13 protein-coding genes are annotated in these 19,438 nt (G+C 49.0%); 7 read left to right on the forward strand and 6 right to left on the reverse strand.

The window, feature by feature from the left end:
- Window positions 1-41: 41 nt before the first annotated feature.
- Window positions 42-2,708, reverse strand: coding sequence for a glycoside hydrolase family 16 protein (locus tag BFC18_RS19780; protein ID WP_070127374.1), 2,667 nt, complete (start codon window positions 2,706-2,708; stop codon window positions 42-44).
- Window positions 2,709-3,051: 343 nt separating this feature from the next.
- Between BFC18_RS19780 and BFC18_RS19785 the strand changes: the two genes are divergently transcribed.
- The 6 genes from BFC18_RS19785 to BFC18_RS19810 all read left to right on the forward strand — a co-directional run bounded on the left by BFC18_RS19785 (window position 3,052) and on the right by BFC18_RS19810 (window position 9,418).
- Window positions 3,052-4,644 carry an ABC-F family ATPase gene (locus BFC18_RS19785; RefSeq protein WP_070127582.1) on the forward strand — a complete coding sequence of 531 codons (1,593 nt, stop codon included), beginning with the start codon at window positions 3,052-3,054 and terminating at the stop codon, window positions 4,642-4,644.
- 91 nt (window positions 4,645-4,735) lie between these two features.
- Window positions 4,736-5,590 (forward strand): patatin-like phospholipase family protein, encoded by an 855-nt coding sequence (locus tag BFC18_RS19790; protein ID WP_070127375.1) that lies wholly within the window; start codon window positions 4,736-4,738, stop codon window positions 5,588-5,590.
- A 75-nt stretch (window positions 5,591-5,665) separates the two neighbouring features.
- Entirely contained in the window at window positions 5,666-6,091 is a 426-nt protein-coding gene (gene zntR / locus BFC18_RS19795; protein ID WP_070127376.1) for a Zn(2+)-responsive transcriptional regulator, read from the forward strand.
- Window positions 6,088-7,395, forward strand: coding sequence for an SO_0444 family Cu/Zn efflux transporter (locus BFC18_RS19800; protein ID WP_070127378.1), 1,308 nt, complete (start codon window positions 6,088-6,090; stop codon window positions 7,393-7,395). Before zntR ends, BFC18_RS19800 begins: the two co-directional genes overlap by 4 nt.
- Before the next feature lie 37 nt (window positions 7,396-7,432).
- Window positions 7,433-7,810 carry a DUF3703 domain-containing protein gene (locus tag BFC18_RS19805; RefSeq protein ID WP_070127379.1) on the forward strand — a complete coding sequence of 126 codons (378 nt, stop codon included), beginning with the start codon at window positions 7,433-7,435 and terminating at the stop codon, window positions 7,808-7,810.
- Window positions 7,811-7,912: 102 nt separating this feature from the next.
- Window positions 7,913-9,418: a glycoside hydrolase family 30 beta sandwich domain-containing protein gene (locus tag BFC18_RS19810; RefSeq protein ID WP_070127381.1), complete on the forward strand. Its 1,506-nt coding sequence runs from the start codon at window positions 7,913-7,915 to the stop codon at window positions 9,416-9,418.
- On the opposite strand, the gene BFC18_RS19815 is transcribed toward BFC18_RS19810, so the two are convergent.
- The 5 genes from BFC18_RS19815 to BFC18_RS19835 form a co-directional block, all read right to left on the reverse strand.
- Window positions 9,408-10,970: a tryptophan halogenase family protein gene (locus tag BFC18_RS19815; RefSeq protein ID WP_070127382.1), complete on the reverse strand. Its 1,563-nt coding sequence runs from the start codon at window positions 10,968-10,970 to the stop codon at window positions 9,408-9,410. The genes BFC18_RS19810 and BFC18_RS19815 overlap by 11 nt on opposite strands.
- 20 nt (window positions 10,971-10,990) lie before the next feature.
- A complete protein-coding gene (locus tag BFC18_RS19820; protein WP_070127384.1) occupies window positions 10,991-12,487 on the reverse strand; it encodes a tryptophan halogenase family protein in 1,497 nt (498 codons plus the stop codon).
- 10 nt (window positions 12,488-12,497) lie between these two features.
- Window positions 12,498-13,532, reverse strand: coding sequence for a cupin-like domain-containing protein (locus tag BFC18_RS19825; protein ID WP_070127386.1), 1,035 nt, complete (start codon window positions 13,530-13,532; stop codon window positions 12,498-12,500).
- Between the two features lie 38 nt (window positions 13,533-13,570).
- Window positions 13,571-14,293 (reverse strand): SapC family protein, encoded by a 723-nt coding sequence (locus BFC18_RS19830; RefSeq protein WP_070127388.1) that lies wholly within the window; start codon window positions 14,291-14,293, stop codon window positions 13,571-13,573.
- Window positions 14,294-14,467: 174 nt separating this feature from the next.
- On the reverse strand, window positions 14,468-17,533 hold the full coding sequence (locus tag BFC18_RS19835; RefSeq protein WP_070127390.1) for a TonB-dependent receptor: 3,066 nt from the start codon (window positions 17,531-17,533) through the stop codon (window positions 14,468-14,470).
- A gap of 902 nt (window positions 17,534-18,435) precedes the next feature.
- Here BFC18_RS19835 and BFC18_RS19840 point away from each other — a divergent pair.
- On the forward strand, window positions 18,436-19,437 hold the full coding sequence (locus BFC18_RS19840) for an ROK family protein (protein ID WP_070127392.1): 1,002 nt from the start codon (window positions 18,436-18,438) through the stop codon (window positions 19,435-19,437).
- Window position 19,438: the final 1 nt, after the last annotated feature.

Consider the following 19,438-nt stretch of genomic DNA (forward strand, 5'->3'; position numbering starts at 1 on the left):
AATTGTTCCGGCGAGCCAGCCTGGCGTCGCCGGAGGCTTTGTTATTGCGCTGCAATTTCTGCGTTATCGATACGGTAAACCGCGCCGTCGCCCTGTCCCCAGGCCGGGAACACCATCACTACGTTAATGTCTGAAACATCGAGACCAAGATCAGATAGCGTTTGCAGTGGGAAGGTATAGGTTTGCCATTCGCCCGCTACTGGGTCGACGCCTTCAAGGCTTTCCGACAGCGGCAACTCAACGGCAGTAGCAGCACCGGTAGATTCAATTTTAAACAGCCAAGGGGCTGTGCTGTCAGCAGGCATAGAAGTCACTTTCATTTCAAAACGAACAGCGCCAGTGGTAAGCAGTGCTGAAGCATCGAAAGACACCTCTTCGTCTGCCAGGAAGCCCATTACTGTTGGGGTACCGCCAATGCGGAACTCGGCGACGTCTCCGTGGGCGTCATCATCGGCTTCGATTGTCGGAGTAGAACCGCCACAGCAATCCCACACGCTCCACATGTCCGCAGCGGTATCAGCGAACAGGGTTAAACCAGCAGCCGCACCGGCATCCGGGTGGTACAGTTTCATGTTGTCGATACGATATGCCGCACCTTCACCGGCGCCCCAGGCCGGGAACACCATGATCACGTCAATGGCACTGATATCCAGACCACCGGCCTGCAGGTCAGCTATGGGGAAGGTGTAGGTTTGCCACTCCCCTTCAAACGGCGCTTCCCCTTCCACACTTTCGGTGATGGGTAATTCAATGGCCGTAGAAGCACCGTTTGATTCCACCTTGAATAACCAGGCTGCAGAGGCATCGTTTGGTAAGCTCACAACGCGCATATCGAACTGCAACAGACCACCGTCTGCCAGCGCTGTAGCATCAAACGGTGTATCACCGCCACCGTCCAAAGAACGGGTAGTAAAGCCCATCACAGTAGGTTCGGCACCAATACGGAATTCAGCAGTCAAGCCGTGGGCATCGTCATCCATTTCTTCTGTGGGAGTTGAGCCGCCGCAGCAGTCCCACATGGGCCAGTTTGGGTTTGTAGCATCTTCAAAAATCACCAGTTCCGGGTAGTTGGATTCCGCAGAAATTTCCACGTTGGCCATGCGGTATGTGGCACCGTCACCCGCGCCCCAGGCTGGGAACACCATGATGACGTCAATAGCGCTCACATCCAGGCCGGCTTCATCTAGCATGGACAGAGGGAATTCATAAGTTTCCCACACACCCTCTTCCGGCGTATCTCCGGCAGATTCATTCGGGCCCACGTAGCCGGTTGACAGTGGAAACTCTACAGCGGTTGATCCTTCCGAACTTTCAATTTTGAACAACCAGGCAGCGCTGGCATCGGAAGGCAGCGATGTGACTTTCAGATCAAACTTTACACTGCCGGTTTCAACCATAGGTGCACCATCAAAAGGGGTTGCCTGCCCGTCCGGATCGGTAATGAAAGTACTGCGACTGACAAAGCCCATTACAGTAGGTGTTGCGCCAATAGAAAATTCGTAGACGTCGCCTTTTTCGACATCGTCGATGATGGTTGGCGTTGAACCACCACAGCAGTCCCAGGCTGGCCAGTTCGGATTAGTGGTACCGCCAAAGATAGTCAGGTTCTGCGCTACGCCACTGGAAGGGGGTGAAGGAATGGGCGCTTCACCTTCTACCAGTGCATCATCTGTAGAGGCATAACCCGGACGCACGGTTTCACAGCCTTTACCGGTATCTGGATTAGTTGAACATTGATAAACATGCACATAGTCGATTTCGTACGTTTGCCCTTCCGCAAAGGCTTCCGCATCGATGCCCAGCTCATTCACGTTAGATGGCCAGTCGCCGCCCACCGCCAGGTTCAGGATCATGAAGAACTCCTGATCGAAAGGGGCATTGGTATAGTAGTTCTGCAATTCGCCGCTGGTCTGATCGAAGTATTCTGTGTACCAGCCTCGATGTGCCAGGCCTGTTGCTTCGCCTTTGCTGTTATATCGCACCGTTGATTTTCGCTGTGTGGCGTACAGGTAATCATCCATGTACCAGCGAATTTCCCCTTCCTGCCATTCCACGGCATAAGTGTGGAAATCGTCAGCCGGGTTGGAACCATCTGGTAATTTATACGCCTTGCCACTGTATTTATTGTTCGGCCACTCACTGCCGTAATGCAGGGTACCGTGGATGTTTGCTTCCGGGTTGCCGTCGGCATCCATGGCTTTCAGGTTCACCGCTTCCATGATGTCGATTTCACCACTGCGGGGCCAGCCACCATAAACAGAATCGGTAGGCATCATCCAGAATGCTGGCCAGCTTCCCTGACCAGAGGGCAACTTTGCGCGCATCTCAAAACGGCCGTATTTAAAATCTGCTTTGTACTGTGTAACGAGTCGGGCTGAGGTATAAGGCTTTTCCGCCCCCTCTTCGGCTGGCAGTGCAACAATGTGCAGCGCACCATCCGCTACATAGGAGTTAGCATCACTGTCGGTATAACATTGCGATTCATTATTTCCGCCGCCAGCGCAATTTACCTCGTGGGTCCACTTGCTATCGTCGATGCTTGTTCCGTCGAAGTCATCGCTCCATACCAGTTCCCAATCTGTCACCGGTTGCGTGGTATCAACGATGTTGATATCGGTATCTGTTGTGGCGCCCCCACCGCACCCAACAAGGGTCGTGACCGATATCGCGGCCGCTAACCGCGAGAGTTGCGTGATTTTCTTAGTCATTATTTTTCAGCCCTGATCGATTAATTATAAGTTGTGTTCCGCCGAGTGGAGGCGTCGAACCGCATTTTTGTAAGCGCTTACAAATTCAAATAAAAAGAAAGCACTTCTGAATGAAAGCGCTTTCATTACATTAATTGAGGGTAAAATAAAGATCAACAATATTTTCATTACATTAACAATTCATTTCATTAAAAACCGATGAACGGGTTGTTTTCCGCCAGCGCTGTAATCTGCGCGACATTTAACCAATTTACCCTCGACATAACGGGCGCGATTCTTTATATTGCGCGGCCCTGCACGCATACCGTGTTTCATTTATCTGTTCAGCATCTGGGAAAGAATTTTGATTACCACCGCCAATATCACCATGCAGTTTGGCTCCGCGCCGCTTTTTGAAAACATTTCCGCCAAATTTGGTAATGGCAACCGATACGGCCTGATTGGTGCCAACGGCTGTGGTAAGTCCACGTTCATGAAAATCCTGAGTGGTAAACTCACGCCGACAGCGGGAAATGTGTCGATGTCGCCAGGTACGAAGCTTGGGATCTTGAGCCAGGATCAGTTTGCTTTTGAAGAAATGTCGGTGGTTGACGCTGTGATCATGGGCGACCGCGAATTGTGGGAAGTAAAACGCGAGCGTGACGAGATCTACAGTAATCCGGATATGAGCGAAGAAGACGGCATGCGTGTGGCCGACTTAGAAGTGCAATTTGCTGAAATGGATGGCTACACCGCTGAAGCCCGTGCCGGCGACATACTGATTTCTGCAGGCATTGAAGAAGACTATCACTTTGGTCTGATGAAGGAAGTGGCTCCCGGTAAGAAAGTACGTGTGCTGTTAGCTCAGGCGCTGTTCGCGGAACCGGATATTCTGCTTCTGGACGAACCCACCAACAACTTGGATATTTACACCATCAACTGGCTGGCGGAAGAGCTGAACAAGCGTAAATCCACCATGATTATCATCTCCCACGATCGCCACTTCCTGAACTCAGTATGTACTCACATGGCTGACATTGACTACGGCGAGTTACGTATTTATCCGGGTAACTATGACGACTTCTCTGAAGCCGCTGCGGCAGCGCTAGAGCAACTTCATCATGAAAATGATAAGAAGAAAGCAGAAATTGAAGAACTACAAAGCTTCGTTGCCCGTTTCTCGGCTAACGCGTCTAAAGCTAAGCAAGCAACCTCCCGGGCTAAGCGTCTGGAAAAAATTGAGCTGAACGAAATCAAAGCGTCCAGCCGCCGCAAGCCTTACATCATTTTCAAACAGCACAAAAAGCTGCACCGTCTGGCAATTACACTGGAAGAGCTTGGTCATGGCTTCCCAGAATTACCTTTGTTCAGTGGCGGTAACCTGTTACTGGAAGCTGGCGCACGACTGGCAATTATCGGTGAAAACGGTGCCGGTAAAACCACCCTGCTGAAATGTCTTATTAATGAGCTGGACGCCAATGAAGGTGTGGTGAAATGGGCTGAAAATGCTGCTGTAGGCTATGTACCGCAGGACAGCAACCGTGACTTCGCCAACGATCTCACCCTGTTTGAGTGGATGAGTCAGTGGCGTGGACCAAAGCATGATGATCTGCAGGTTAAAGCCATGCTCGGTCGCCTGCTGTTTGGCTCTGACGATTTCAATAAGAAAGTCAGCGTGTGCTCTGGTGGTGAGAAGAACCGCCTGTTGTTCGGCAAGTTGATGCTGCAGGATATCAATGTGTTGGTGATGGATGAACCGACCAACCACCTTGATATGGAATCTATCGAAGCATTGAATAACGCCCTGCTCCACTACGACGGCACGGTTATTTTTGTCAGCCACGACCGCGAATTTGTGTCGTCACTGGCTACCCAGATCATTGAAATTAAAGATCAGAAAATCAATCATTTCGAAGGGACTTACGAAGAGTTTCTGGCTCACAGCGCCGGCGCTTAGTATTTTTCTTAATACCTTTTCGACGACTGACACTATCGCCTTTTGACTTACTGGACTATGTTTAACAGTAAGGCGCAAAAGGTGATGGTGTATGTCAGTATCCAGAATCTACCCTAAACAAATCGTTCCAATCCTCTCCGGCGGCGGTACCCGGCTACCCGCTCATATCGGTATTTTGCAAGCCCTCGACGATCTCAACGTAAAACATGAAACCATTGTGGGTGTGTCCGGTGGCTCCATTATTGCCGCCATGTACGCTAAAGGTTTTTCTGTTGCGGAAATGAAGCATCTGGCGCTGAATACCGACTTCCGGCAGTTTGCTGATTTTTCTCTGTGGCGTTTGCTACGCGAAGGCGGGCTGGCCTCTGGCGACGTATTCGAAAAATGGCTCGATGAACAGCTGGACGGCGCCACCTTTGCGTCGCTCAAATACCCCTTACATATTCTTGCCACCGACGTAAACGGTGGCGGCCCGGCTTTATTCAATAAAGAAACCACCCCCGATGTGCATGTGTCTGCTGCTGTGCGGGCATCCATGTCTATTCCGCTGATTTTCTCGTTCAAGCAATTTGGCGACAAACTATTAGTAGATGGTGCCGTCCTTTCGGAAGATGCCCTATTCCGCGACTGGCAGCAGGATGGTACGCCCTCAGTATGTTTCCGCCTGCAAAGTCGGCAGAAAAAAGAGCCGTTAAACAAGAAAGCGCGGTTCGCTCTGCCCACCTATGTCATGCTGCTCATCAGAACCTTCATGTCTGCGCTGTCACGGGAATACGTGCACGCTGAACATTGGCACCACACGATTCTGGTGGATACCGGCGAGGTCTCTGCCGTAGACTTTGACGCTAACGATATCGATAAAGAAGCCCTTTTCGAGATTGGTTACAACACCACCCTGGCTTACCTGCCTGATAAGCTAAAGAAGCAGTACACCCAAATTAGTTAGTTCATCGGCCTTTTTCACTGATTTTATCGCAAACCCTTGACTCTAGAGTTAACTCCAGGGTTTATAGTAGCTCATATGAAAAAATCAGACTTGCTGAAAATAGGCGAATTGGCGCGCCTGACTGACCTGAGTAATGACACCATTCGCTTTTACGAAAGCAAAGGCTTACTCACCCCTTCTGAACGCTCTGATGCAGGTTACCGGCTCTATTCTGCGGATGACGTGGAAAAGCTTTTGTTTATTCAGCGTACCAAAACGGTGGGGTTCACACTGAATGAAATCAGCGAACTCATGGAGCTGAAACTCCACCCGGATACGCACACCTGTGGCGAGGTAAAGAAAGTCACCGAACAAAAGCTGCAGCAAGTCACGGCTAAAATTAATGAACTTGAGCGAATTCGTCAATCGCTCCTGCAAATGAACGATTTGTGTGATGGCGGCCCGAAAAGCGCCCAACACTGTACCATTTTACAACTTCTGGACTCAGAAAAACCGTTATGAATGACATTACGCTTTTACTTACCAACTTCTTTGGACTGTTCATGGAGTCAGCCCCATGGTTATTAATGGGTCTACTGGTCGCCGGAATCATGCACGAACTAGTACCTGTTAGCCTGCTGCAAAAACACATGGGCAAAAATAGCACCGGGGCGGTGGTAAAGTCGGCTTTAATTGGTGCGCCTTTACCCCTATGTTCCTGCGGCGTTATTCCTGCTGCACTGGGTTTACGCCGTAGTGGTGCATCCAAACCGGCAACCGCGTCCTTTCTGGTATCGACGCCAGAAACCGGGGTGGACTCAATTTCTGTTTCCTACGCCCTTCTCGGCCCGGTATTCGCCATCGTACGTCCCTTTGCCGCCATCTTCAGCGCCATTTACACCGGTATGATGGTGAAATGGTTTGTGAAGGAAGACACTAACATACAGAAAGCTGTCGATGATTCCACAAAGGTAACGCCCGTTGAGTCATGTTGCAGCAGCGAAAAGCCTGCTGAGAAATCGCAGACATCGTCATGCTGCTCGTCAGAAAAAGCGCCCGTACAACAGGCGACTTCATCTTGTTGTGGTAGCGAAAAAGCGGCCAAACCGGAAGTGACAAGTTGTTGTAGTTCGAAAACGCCGGAACCCGCGGCATCATCCTGTTGTAGCGCTGAACAAACAAAAGCGGTGAAAGCCGAATCCAGTTGTTGTAACACGTCTACGCAGGCCGCTCAACAAGAAAGCAAACTGGTGCAGGTGTGGAAATTCTCCACGGGCAAGCTGCTTGAAGATATCACCATGTGGCTGTTATTGGGTTTAGGCCTTGCTGCCGCTATTCAGACCTGGGTTCCTACTTCATTTTTAACGCAATGGGGTGACGGATTCCTCGCCATGCTAGTGATGGCGCTAATTGGTGTGCCCATGTACATCTGTGCCACTGCCTCGACACCATTGGCGGTTGGCTTTTTATCAGCGGGCCTCTCACCTGGTGCCATTCTGGTGTTCCTGTTAGCAGGCCCGGCCACCAATATTTCTACCATGGGCATGATTGGCCGTGAACTGGGCAGACGCTCACTGGTCATTTATCTGTTCTGTATTCTTACCGCCAGTATCGGTCTTGGTTATTTACTTAATTTCGCTGTTGATGCCTTTAACTTACAAGCACTAATCCCGACCGGTGAAGGTGCCCATATTCACGGTGAAGGTGTGAGTGCCATTTACGCCTTGTGTGCGGTCGTGCTGGGCGGTCTGATGGTACGGAATCTGTGGCAGTTGGCGAAAGCCAAGATTGCACCGGCCGGCGGTGCACAAAGTAGCTGTCACTAACCGTTGCTAACCATTAGCGAAGAAAAAGGAGGGTTTTATGTTTTCATTTGCCAGAAACATCAGCTTTCCCGTTCGGCGGGAACTGGTGTTGTCCCGCCGGGCAATGCGCAATCGCAACCAAAAAAACGCATTCAAACACCTTGAAAATGCCCATGTACTAGGCCAGCTGTCAACCTACTGGCATACCCGGGTTCACTGGCTGATGTTTGTGTGGGCATGGCAGCAACATGACTTTCGAGAACTTCGCGGTCAGACCGTCCGCTTAGTGGGCGCCATAACAAAAACGGCTATCGGCCTTTTACCTACAGGAAATACTGGTGGGAGCAATGTAAGCGCCTTTATGCCTATGCCGTTATCAACTAAGCACCATTCAATCATTACGCGTGCGCGACTGCGCGGAGACTGTCACCGGTAGCCACACAAAAACATAATTTCATCGGCAAAAAAGGTTAAGCTCCAATCGCTTAGGGTTCTGTTACTGTTAGCGTCTAGCACTATAACTAACGGAACACGTTTCATGCCTATTAATCGCAGACAATTTCTTGTTGGCGGTAGCGGTCTTGCTGCTGCAGCCAGCATTCCGAATGCTTTAGCATCTTCAGCCCCCTCACTAAGCCAACTCAAAACGCCAGAGCTTGGTAGCAATGACGGTGTCACCTGGGTCTCCACCAGTCAAACCCATGCCTGGCAGTCGCGAAAAGGCATCGATATTTTTGTGCCTGGCGACCTAAGTATCGTTGATGTGAATGTGTATGTGGAATTTGATAATCCCCAGCAAACCATGACAGGCTTTGGCGGGGCGTTTAGCGAGTTGGGCTGGCAGGCGATGTCAGGACTGACTGAAGAGAAACAAGAAGAGGTATTGGCACTATTATTTGATGAACAGCTAGGTGCAAACTTTTCGATTTGCCGAACACCAGTGGCTGCTAATGATTTCGCACTGAAGTGGTATAGTTACAATGATAATGACGGTGACTTTGCGATGAAATCGTTCTCGGTGAAGAACGACGAATCCACCCTTATTCCGTTTATTCAAGCTGCACAAAAAGTACGAAACGATTTAACCATATGGAGTTCGCCATGGAGTCCACCGGTATGGATGAAAACCAATGGCCACTACGCCATGGCTCAGCCTTGGCCTGGTGGATTTGCAAATGGCATTAAACCGGAACAGACCGGTACGGAAGGAAATGACTATTTCAGATTGGAAGACAAATACCTGAAAGCTTACGCCCTGTACTTCAAAAAGTATGTTCAGGCGTATCAGGAACATGACATCGTGATAAGCGCAGTGATGCCTCAGAACGAGTGGAATTCAGCTCAACCTTTCCCCAGCTGTTGTTGGACACCAGAAGGGCTCGCACAGTTTATACCGCATTTGGGTAAAGCGATGGGGCCTATGGGTGTTGATGTGCATTTGGGCACGTTGGAGCGCCCTTCCATTGATATGGTAAATACGGTTCTCCAAGATGAAGCTTCAGCCAATTACATCAAAGGGATTGGCGTTCAGTGGGCCGGCAAAGGCGCGCTGCCATACATCAACAAGCAGCATCCCGATCTGGCAATCTGGGGCACAGAGCAGGAATGTGGTACAGGAACTAACGACTGGCATTACGCTCGTTACGCCTGGGGCCTGTTGAAGAAGTATATCCAAAACGGTGCCAACGTATACGAGTACTGGAATATGGTGCTAGGTCAAGATCCACGTAGTACCTGGGGCTGGCCGCAAAATTCCCTGTTTACAGTGGAGAACGGTAACTACCGGATTAACCCTGAGTATTACCTAATGCGTCACCTGAGCAGCTTTGTTAAGCCCGGCGCTAAATACATCCCAGCCACCAGCTTCACTGGATTTGAAAATCAACTGGCGTTTCAAAACCCTGACGGTAGCCTGGTATTGGTTATTCAGAATGAAATGGCTGAACCACTAAACGTAAAAGTGTCGTTGGGCAAAAAACTGATGACGGTACCCATGTCAGCCGATTCCTTCAATACCATCGTGGTTGACAAAGCTATGCTCTAGCGCGGGCATTTTCCTGCACTTTACCAGCCAGCCGGGTGAGATATTCCCGGTTGGAGAGTAGCAAACCCAGCAATTCTGCTGTGGAGCGCTGTACACCGCCTAACGCTTTATCTGCCACTCGCATTTCATGTTGGCTCAGTCCTACACAAGCATCGCTGCAGGTAGCCTGCATGCCCATTAGAATGTACTGCTTACTGGCGGACGAGAACAACTCTAACCGCCGATCGGTTTCGTACAACCAAGGTGGCTGAGTTTGCCACAAGAGTAGCGACTCTTTCAGGCTCTCCGGAATAGACGCGCCTTCCCGGTGAGCACGCCAGTATTCGCTGTCGTCGCGAGAAGACAACACATAATGTAGCTTGATGAAATCGATGATCTCTTCCCACCGTTTGTGAGTCATCTCATTGTAACGCTTCGCTAATACTGTCATTGCATTGCGGCAACGAGGGAACTGGTGGCTGATCCACTCGACGGACTTCTCAACCAGCACTAAAGCAGTAGCTTCAAGTGGTTCTACAAAACCAGCAGACACCCCAATACCCACACAGTTACGGTGCCAGAACGTTGAGCGATGGCCGGGTTCAAACGTGATCAAACGAGGCTCTGCACCAGAGGCATCAAGATGCGGATCACTTTTGACATAATTCATTAGCGCTTCCCGAGCTTGTTCTTCAGAACAATGCTGACGGGAGAAAACGTGTCCGATCCCGCGACGGCTAGACAGGGCGATATCCCAAATCCAGCCATGTTGCTGCGCTGTCGCTACGGTTGCAGAAGCAATGGGGGCGGTGTCATCTTTGTAAGGCACTTGCAACGCCAATGCGGCATCGTTGAAAAGTTGATCCCGTTTACTCACCAGGGGAATATTGTAGAAGCCGTTGAGCAGTAATGCTTTAAAACCACTGCAATCGATAAACAGATCGCCGTCGATCTGACGTCCATCATCTAGTGTCAGAGAGGCAATATCACCATTCGCTGCGCCATTGACGTTTTCCACATGACCCAACGTATGTACCACGCCCAGTTTCTGCGTGCAGTGTAATCGCAACATTTCGGTGAATTTACCCGCATTCAGGTGATAACCGTAATTCATTGCAAAAGCGTATTCAGGCATGGCCAGGGTTTTCGGTGCCAAAGACTGTTCGCATACTGCGCCTTGAGCACAGACCATAGACTCGAAATCTGCACCGGGACGGTTCTTTACAAAATGACTGGATAAGTTGACAGCACCATAGCCAGCTGGCGCTGTGAAAGGATGATAATAATGCTCGCCATTGCCATACTGCCAATTAACAAACTTTGAAGCTTGTTTGAAGCCCGCATTACAAAATCGCATGAAGTCTTGTTCAGACAAGCCGATTTGTCGAAGCGTGTCGCGCATGGTAGGCCAGGTTCCCTCGCCCACCATGAGGTTTTTTACATTGGGTGATTCAACCAGCTCAATATGAACAGGATTGGTACACCCGGAATGGATGCCATTTTTTGCAGCAAGGATACCAGCAGTAAGCCAACCCGCGGCTCCACCACCTACAATCACAACACGGTTAGTCATTTTTCAGGCTCCTGAAAAAATTAACCCACCTTCCCTGCCGGGCAATATTTTTGAATAAATTGCTCATGGGGTGGCAACTGTGCCACCTGGTTTTCAATTTGTTGCTTCAAAGCGGCTAACTGTTGTTTTAATCCTTCGGGTGGAAGCATCTTGCCCGCATGATGGTATTGCTTGGGCTGTAAGCCCTGCCCCATCATCACCTGAATCCAGGAATCCACTCTGAACAGCGACACGTCGTCCGGCCAGACATAACCATTTTCAGCAAAAATGGTCATTCTGTGTCTGAGAGAATCCGGAATATCCATAGTCCGGTAATGATCCCAGAACGGACTGTCATCGCGCGCAGTCTGATGATAATGAAGGATAATAAAGTCACGGATAGTTTCAAGTTCAACCGCCGATTCCTGGTTAAACCTTTCGGCTAATATTCCGAAATTATCCGAGAACGGAAATAATTTCATAAGCCGGATCAGTGCCGTGGTCACTAGGTGAATACTGGTAGATTCAAGAGGCTCTAAGAAGCCGCTCGATAAGCCAATGGCAACACAGTTTTTGTGCCAGGTTTTTACCCTGCGGCCGGTTTTGAACTTAATGCGACGGGGCTCTGTTAAGGGTTTCCCGGTCAGATTGGCCAGCAAGGTTTTCTCAGCATCTTCATCGCTCAGGAAACGACTGGAATAAACGATGCCATTACCCGTGCGGGTTTGTAAGGGGATACGCCATTGCCAGCCAGCATCGTGGGCAATCGCCCGGGTGTAAGGCCGTGGTGGTTCAGGAGATTCAGTCTGCACAGCAATGGCGCTGTCGGCTGCCAGGTAGTGACTCCAGTCTTCATACTCCACGCCAAGCGCATCGCCGATTAATAAGCCACGGAAACCAGTACAGTCAATGAAAACGTCACCCTGTACGCATTCACCATTATCTAATTCTAAGCTACGGATGTTTCCGCTTTGCTCATCAACAACGATGTTGTTAATTTTACCTTCTACCCGTTTAACGCCTGCGGCTTCTGCCTTTTTGCGCAACCAGGCTGCATAAGCGGTGGCATCTAAATGGAAGGCATAATTAACCGGCTTCTTGCCTGCGGCGAGGGCGAACTTGCCGGCTTTCGCTGCTTTCAATTCCAGACAGTAGTCATCTAAACTGTCGTTCAATCCACTGTCACGGGCCGCCATCCAGAATGCATGAAATTCAGCCATCCAGGCACGTTGACCTATTTCGCCAAACGAGTGGATGTAACTTTCGTTTTTCTGCCCCCAGTTTTCAAACTCAATGCCGAGCTTGAACGTCGCCTGTGTGGCCGACATAAACTCTCGTTCATCGATGCCCATTAACTGATGGAAATTGCGCATGGTTGGAATGGTTGCTTCGCCTACCCCAACGGTACCGATTTGCTCTGATTCCACCAATGTAATATCAAGCAAGTTTCCCAGTCGGGTAACCAAACTAAAGGCACTTAACCAGCCAGCAGTACCACCACCGGCGACAACAACACGCGTCTTCGTCGCTGAAGTCATCTTGGGCTCCTTATCGATTCAGGTTACTGATTAACATGGCGCGCAGACGGCGGGCGTTTATCTCGGTCATCTCCCCCAGTGCGCCCTGACATTCAGGCGGCAGATGCTCACGCACCACTTCGCCTTCACCAAATACGTAATAATCGAACAGTGCTTTCCATGCACGCTTTTCGTCTTCCGGCTTGTCTCGTAGACTCATCATGCCATTTAACAACACATCCATCGGATTGCCTTTATAGCGCTCTGTGGTCATCCACCAGAAGTTCACCATAATGTTAAAACGCTCGAACGCTGTCACCTCGTGCCACCACATACTCGGATAATACAGTCCATCACCAGGCTCAAGATCGGCAATCCATGCATTTTCAAGCGCCGTTTTTAGGCGAGGAAACTTTTCAAAATCCGGCTCAGCGAGGTTAGCAATCGTCACTACCTGACCACCCGGTGTAGGATGCAGTGGACCTGGATACAAGTTTTCAATCTGGTCTGGCGGAAACAAGGTGAAACGGCGTTTTCCCAGCACACAACACGCGAGATTCTTGGGTTGATCAAAGTGACAGGCCGCCAACGACTCAGTGCCAATCCAGATTTTGGCCAGCACCTGATTTTGCTCGAATTCAGGATGATTAAAAGCCAGCGAGTGAGAGGCAGCTAATGCGGGAAAGCCCTCGTTGAGGATTAACGAATTAACATACAGATATTCATGCTCTTCTTTATCCAGCTCATTGCGAATAATGTCCAGCACATTGGGAATCGTTGAACGTTCTGCGGCGAAGTTAAAACCGGTGTAGTTGTCGTTGTAACCAAAGCGCCCTTTTATGGAAGCGGGCGCACGGTAAACAAGCATGGGCTTCTGACTGTAATTGTCTTCCAGCATCTGCATGGCAGGCAATATACCCTGCTGACCGGTTTTAACCAGCGGCCAGTCTTTTACCAGCCCTTTGAGGATAACCGGTTTATCCAGAGCAAAGAGTTCATCAAAAGGAATGTTGTCCGGCGTAATGCCTTCCCACACGGTTACTTTCTGTTGAGATGCCTGCACCATAGCGAGTTCCGTTTGTGATTATCAGGAAATTGCGGACTTTACAGCAATGATGACTTCGCGTTCTTGAGGTCAATCAAGCGCTGGAAATTTGCAAGCGAAGAGACAATAAAATACAACGGCCCAAGCATGCCGAACTGGCTCAATCGCGCTAGTGCTTCGCCACTTAGCTGGCTAAGTTTATCTTGATTAATCGTGTAGTAATTACTGAAGTTAACCTGTTCCACGTTGCTGAGCTTCACCTCAATGTTAACGTGTTCAAGCAGCTCCATTTCTTCCACCAGCGCAAACAACGTTTTATTGTATTGGGTACCCGCTTCAATAGTCTGCAGAGCGCGTTTTACATAGCTCAAATAACCTGACTCGCCGCCCATGGGCATGAATACAGGTTCCCCTTCCGTTTCGTTGATTCGGGGATCATCGGTATCCACACAAATGAAAGGTTGCGGTGCGGCATCATCAGACTCGCGATAGGCAATGCTAAAAGGCCCTCTACCTAACAATGCAGGTACATAACGAGTAATCCAACCATTGTCATCGAGGAACAGGTTTTCGTCTTTGCTCAGGCCAAGTATGGCGTGGATTTGGATGTCGCCTGACTCACTGTCTTTATGAAACACCAGCGGAAATTCTTTGTGCAACTCACTTACTTCTGAGGCATAAATCCGAGTTCGGTTTACCTGATAACCCGTAAAAGCGGATGGGCGAGTATCGACTTTCAGATCTTTGTGGTCAACGTTATTTAACACGGTGGGTGTAGACATAGATTGGTCCCCGGTTACTGCGGGTTAAACGAATGGTATACGCGGGATGTTATCGCGCTACCTTGTTATGCGCAATGTCGTGATGGTTTTGAAAGTGTAAACTGGCCGACCGATGTCGGCCAGGAAATTAATCCGCCACAGTGAAGAACCACAGTGGCGGGTTGCTAACAGCGATTAGAAGCTGTAGCGCGCACTCAGTACGATACGTCTATCAAGTTCCTGGATGAAGAACGTATTGTTGTAGCTACGGCCATATTGACGCGCACCTTCTTCCAGTAAGTTGATTACGTCCAGGCTCATGGTGAAATCTTCAGTGAAGTCATAGCTCACGTTCAGATCCAGCTGCTTGTATTCGTCAACAAACAGAGGGTTACGAACTGCAGATACACCACGGTTTACTTCCGCAAGGAAAGAGTCACGCCAGTTGTATGCTACGCGAGTAGACAGACCTTCTTTTTCGTAAATCAGTACCAGGTTAGCTGAGTCGCTCAGACCTTCCAGGGCGAATTGGTCGATTGAAGGATCTGCACCGATGTCGTAACCGATATCACCGTCTACGATAGTGAAGTTAGCCTGATAACCAAAACCGCTGTCACCGAAGAAGTGCTGCCATGCAAACTCGTAACCGGAGATACGTGCACTCTGGTTGTTTACAGGCTGTGTAACTTCAAATTGTAACTCTGGATCACCAGCTTGTGGAGACACGCTGTAGTTAGCGAATACGCTATCAGCGAAAGCCTGACCTTCAACGAACTCATCTGCACCGCCTGGATAAGCTTCAGGGTTAGCTAATAGTGCTGTCATGGTGAAGAAATCACGCTCAGTCACTGCCAAACCACGCGCTTCCAGTTCAGCAATTGCCTGACCTGAAAGCGTACCTTCTGCACCTGAAGTTGCATCAAGCAAGCCAAACAGAGGTTGAGAAACCTGCTGCGTACCTACGAAGTTATCTACGTCTTTACGATAGTAACCCACAGACACCATGCTTGAATCACCGTAGTAATATTCAAGAGACAGGTCGAAGTTGTTGGATTCCAGTGGATCCAGGGCTGCGTTTCCGCGGCTACCAGAAGCCACACCGCCTAAGTATGTAGGACGACCAGGTGCACCGATAGAAGTAGCAGTGTACATCTGGTTATACGCAGGGCGTGCCAGAGTCATGCTGTAAGAAACACGTGCTTTTAAATCATCAGACAGGTTTACAGACAAATCGATGTTAGGCAGGAATGCCTCGTAAGAGTGCTTCGCAGACAGTGCATCTTCACCGTTACCCAGTTGAATACGGAAGTCGTTATCAGACAACCAGATAATTTGCTCAGGAACAGACTGTAATGAAATTGACTCTACGTCGGTCTTCTCGTAACGCGCACCCACTACCAGGTTAGCTTCGAAGCCACCGATTTCGCCATCCATTGTCGCCATAGCGTAAAGAGACAGGATATCTTCTTTAACTGTATTGTTGTCAGAAGCTACTGCTGGCAGATCGCCTGGTGTGAAACCGTATGCTGGTGCTACTGCATTCAGCAGGTCTACAGCGTTGCCGCGGAACGATACGCTACCCAGAGGAACAGTAGTAGAACCCGCAGGCATCGCAATTGAATCTGCACCGGCCACACCGCTCATGTCGTGATCTTCAAATGCACAAGCAGTACAAGTTACATCAAGCAGACCTTCTGGAATGTTACCAACATCTGCTACACCCCAACCACCCAGTTGCGCTTCAGTTTCATAACGTACCTGGTTCATTTCAGTAGACATATAGCCCAGGCCGAAATCCAGTTTTACGTCAGAGCCTTCATCCCAAGTACCGTCGAAACGGAATTGCTGTACATCGGAAGTCTGATCAGAAGAAATGGCACGTGTTACCTGAGGGCCAACATCTGCAATATCGAATACGCCGTTGTTGTTACCTTTCTGAGAGTCATCGATAACAACGCTTGCTTGTGGCATATCCAGACCGAAGTCCATGGTTTGCCAGCCAGCGGTTGCACCTGCAACGTTGAAACGAATAACGTTTTTACCGTATGGGCCATTACCGCCTGAGCTTGCTTTGGCCACGTTGGCGTCGAAGCGCAGGTTTAATGTATCATTAGCCCACCAGTCTGCATTGAAGCCGAAAGATTTCAGTTCATCTTTCGCGCCCATGACCAGATTCTGGAAGAAGAAATCTTTACCACCGTCCACGTCTTCAGTGAAACGAATAGGCGTAGCAACCACAGGGTTACCATCGAATTCCATTGAATTGAAGTTACGGGCAAACCAAACGCCATCTACAATAGAAGTAGATTCGATAGTATTACTCGCATAAGTTGCGTCAGCAGTTAACGTCAGTGTTTCTGATGGTGCGAACTGTAAAGTAACCATGCCGTTCAGACGTTCACGGTTATCTTCGTTCAGACCCAGACCCAAGTTAGTAGGCATCGCAACTAACTGGCCTTCTTCAGGCGCGTTAGTTACAGTTGCTCCGTCGATCAGACCAAATGTACCTGGAGACGTTGAATCCCAGTTATACAGCTGATACTGCTCAACACTCATGTGACGGCTACCAGAATCACGTTCCTGGAAAGAACCGAACACTGCAACACCAAATGTGTTGTCTTCATTTGACCAGTTAGCAACACCGCTCAATTCTGGTGTTACGCCGTCGCCACTGTAATCTTTCATGGCTTTCGCGCCGATAGACGCACGGTTTTCACCTTGAGACAGTGGCTTCAGCGTGTTGATGTTAATTGTTGCACCGATACCACCTGATGGTACGGCTGCACGGCCAGTTTTATATACTTCAATGCCACTTACACCTTCCGATGCCAGGTTAGAGAAGTCAAAAGAACGGGTAGTACCTGAAGCGCCTTGGTCCAGCGGGTTACCTGTAATAGAGGCAACGTTTGCTGCAGGCATCTGGCGGCCGTTTAATGTGATCAGGTTAAAGTTACCGCCAAAACCACGAACAGTAACTTCAGAACCTTCACCGTTTACACGGTTAATAGAAACACCAGTGATACGCTGGAGAGATTCTGCCAGGTTAGTGTCTGGGAATTTACCCATATCTTCGGCAGAGATTGCGTCAACGACACCAGTAGACTGGCGCTTAACGTTCATTGATTGAGACAAACTACCGCGAACGCCGCGTACTTCAATCTGTTCTACTTGTTCAGGCGCATCCTGAGCAAATGCAGGTGCTGCAACCATTACGCAGAGTGCCCCAGAGACTGCGTAAGATAGCTTTGTTTTATTAAACATAGTTTGGTTTCCAGTTGAGTTTTCACACGTGAATTTAAGTGCGTGTCCCTTATGAGGTGAAAACTGAACCGTTATCCGAAGATAAGGGAGTAGCAGCTTTACTCTTGCCCCATCACGCACTCGTTGTGCAAATCGTTTCGTTATGATCCCATTCTCACAATGAAACGGGTTACATTTCGCTATCTTTCGTTAACGAATTGTAACAGGTGTAGTTATAGCCCGCCTTGTGAAGTAATTGCAAGTATTTTGTTAGGCACCCTAACAAAATTATTCTTTTTTATGAAAATGAAGTATTCTTTAGTCGTAATTTTGAGCAAAAAAGGAGATTTTGTGCGTTTTCTCTGCTTAAAATAAGCGGGAAAAGTTACAGCAGTTTTACAAACCAGGTTAAGTAAAGACCACAATATGAATGCCTGCAAGTTCGGCTTATATAAAGTGCCGCAAGCGAAATTGAGCGGTCAGTCAGGCCTAGTGTAAGCAGTAAATCTGTATACCATCTGGTTTTAACGTTAGTCGTAACGCTACAAATATTTAATTATTCGAGTGAGCCGAAAGCCCATTTTTTTATTTTACTCGAGATGAAAAGTGTAAAGGTGAGTCAGGCTGGGTAAATAGCAATGCCTGCGTAAAAAGTACAAATAACACCCAACTGTCAACCCGGCACATTTTTTAGTCTTTGCGTACTCTTTGAGGCAATTAAAAGACAACAAAATCTGAAATTAACGCGGTTTCCCTTCCCGCAATTTATTTACAACAAATAAACAATTAGGATTTACGGTTCGCCGTAAGATAATCAAAATAATATGCCCGTACATAAACAATCTTGCCAAGGATTTGAACAGCAAAGCTTGGCGTTGGACACAGACAGACGTTTTTTCAAATGTCTGCTACAACATGGACCGATGAGCCGTGCGGCTATTTCGCAGCTTACCGGTATTTCACGACCGACCATCTCTGAAGCAGCTCAGCGTTTGAAAGGACAATCGCTGGTTAACGAGACGAAGCGCAAAACACAAAATAAGCAGGGCCGAGCTGGCATCTTGTACGAAATCAACGCTATGCGTGGCGTTACGTTAGCAGTGGCGCTAGACAGTGCCCACATACAAATGCGTTTGATGGACCTGGCCGAAAACGTGATTTCAGAGCAGCATTCTCCCCTTTCAGATGTGCTTACGCAGGAAGCTTTTCTCGGCCGCGTAACACAAATGGCCGAAGATCTAGTACGTCAGGTAGATACTGTTGTGCTCTCTGTGGGCATTTCCATTGCCGACCCGGTAGATGCAAACACTGGCCTGGTGGTGCCTTTACCTGAGGCACCGTTCCCCCTTTCCCACAACATCAATTTTTGCTCACTGTTTTCAAATTTATTCCATTGCCCGGTAACTATTGACAATGACGTGAACTGGGCGACGTTGGCTGAACGAGCCCAAGGCAATGCTAAAGATGAACAAAATTTTGTGTTTTTCTATTTTGGGCGCGGTATTGGTGCAGGTATTCACATTAGTGGTCACCTGTTAAGAGGCAGCTCCGGAATGGCAGGAGAAGTGGGGTATTTTAAAGTGGATGGCGACACTAACCTGCAAGATTACGTAGAATCTCAGGGGCTTCTGAAAGCCCTGCTTGAGAACCGTTCACTAAAAGCCAACCCGGCCATTGATAAAATTGTGCACGTTATTTCTTCAACGGCCATTCTGGTCAATCCCGATCTGGTAATCCTGGGCGGCCCTCTTGCCCGTCACGATGCGTTTATGGCTGCGCTAATGACAAAAATTCCTGAAAATACCTTAGTGAAAACCCGGGTTATGCCCAGCGCCATGCCAGAAACCGCGCCTTTATGCGGCGCATCGGCGGGGGCACAGGAACTCGCACTGGCGTCACTGGGGTTACTTCCTCAGCCAGAATAGC

Origin of the sequence: Alteromonas confluentis, assembly GCF_001757105.1 — a bacterium.
GTDB lineage: Bacteria > Pseudomonadota > Gammaproteobacteria > Enterobacterales > Alteromonadaceae > Alteromonas > Alteromonas confluentis.

Coding starts and splice junctions, on each gene's coding strand:
- BFC18_RS19805 (WP_070127379.1), top strand. CDS start 7,433: ATGTTTTCATTTGCCAGAAACATCAGCTTTCCCGTTCGGCGGGAACTG.
- BFC18_RS19800 (WP_070127378.1), top strand. CDS start 6,088: ATGAATGACATTACGCTTTTACTTACCAACTTCTTTGGACTGTTCATG.
- BFC18_RS19810 (WP_070127381.1), top strand. CDS start 7,913: ATGCCTATTAATCGCAGACAATTTCTTGTTGGCGGTAGCGGTCTTGCT.
- BFC18_RS19820 (WP_070127384.1), bottom strand. CDS start 12,487: ATGACTTCAGCGACGAAGACGCGTGTTGTTGTCGCCGGTGGTGGTACT.
- BFC18_RS19815 (WP_070127382.1), bottom strand. CDS start 10,970: ATGACTAACCGTGTTGTGATTGTAGGTGGTGGAGCCGCGGGTTGGCTT.
- zntR (WP_070127376.1), top strand. CDS start 5,666: ATGAAAAAATCAGACTTGCTGAAAATAGGCGAATTGGCGCGCCTGACT.
- BFC18_RS19790 (WP_070127375.1), top strand. CDS start 4,736: ATGTCAGTATCCAGAATCTACCCTAAACAAATCGTTCCAATCCTCTCC.
- BFC18_RS19825 (WP_070127386.1), bottom strand. CDS start 13,532: ATGGTGCAGGCATCTCAACAGAAAGTAACCGTGTGGGAAGGCATTACG.
- BFC18_RS19835 (WP_070127390.1), bottom strand. CDS start 17,533: ATGTTTAATAAAACAAAGCTATCTTACGCAGTCTCTGGGGCACTCTGC.
- BFC18_RS19840 (WP_070127392.1), top strand. CDS start 18,436: ATGAGCCGTGCGGCTATTTCGCAGCTTACCGGTATTTCACGACCGACC.
- BFC18_RS19780 (WP_070127374.1), bottom strand. CDS start 2,708: ATGACTAAGAAAATCACGCAACTCTCGCGGTTAGCGGCCGCGATATCG.
- BFC18_RS19830 (WP_070127388.1), bottom strand. CDS start 14,293: ATGTCTACACCCACCGTGTTAAATAACGTTGACCACAAAGATCTGAAA.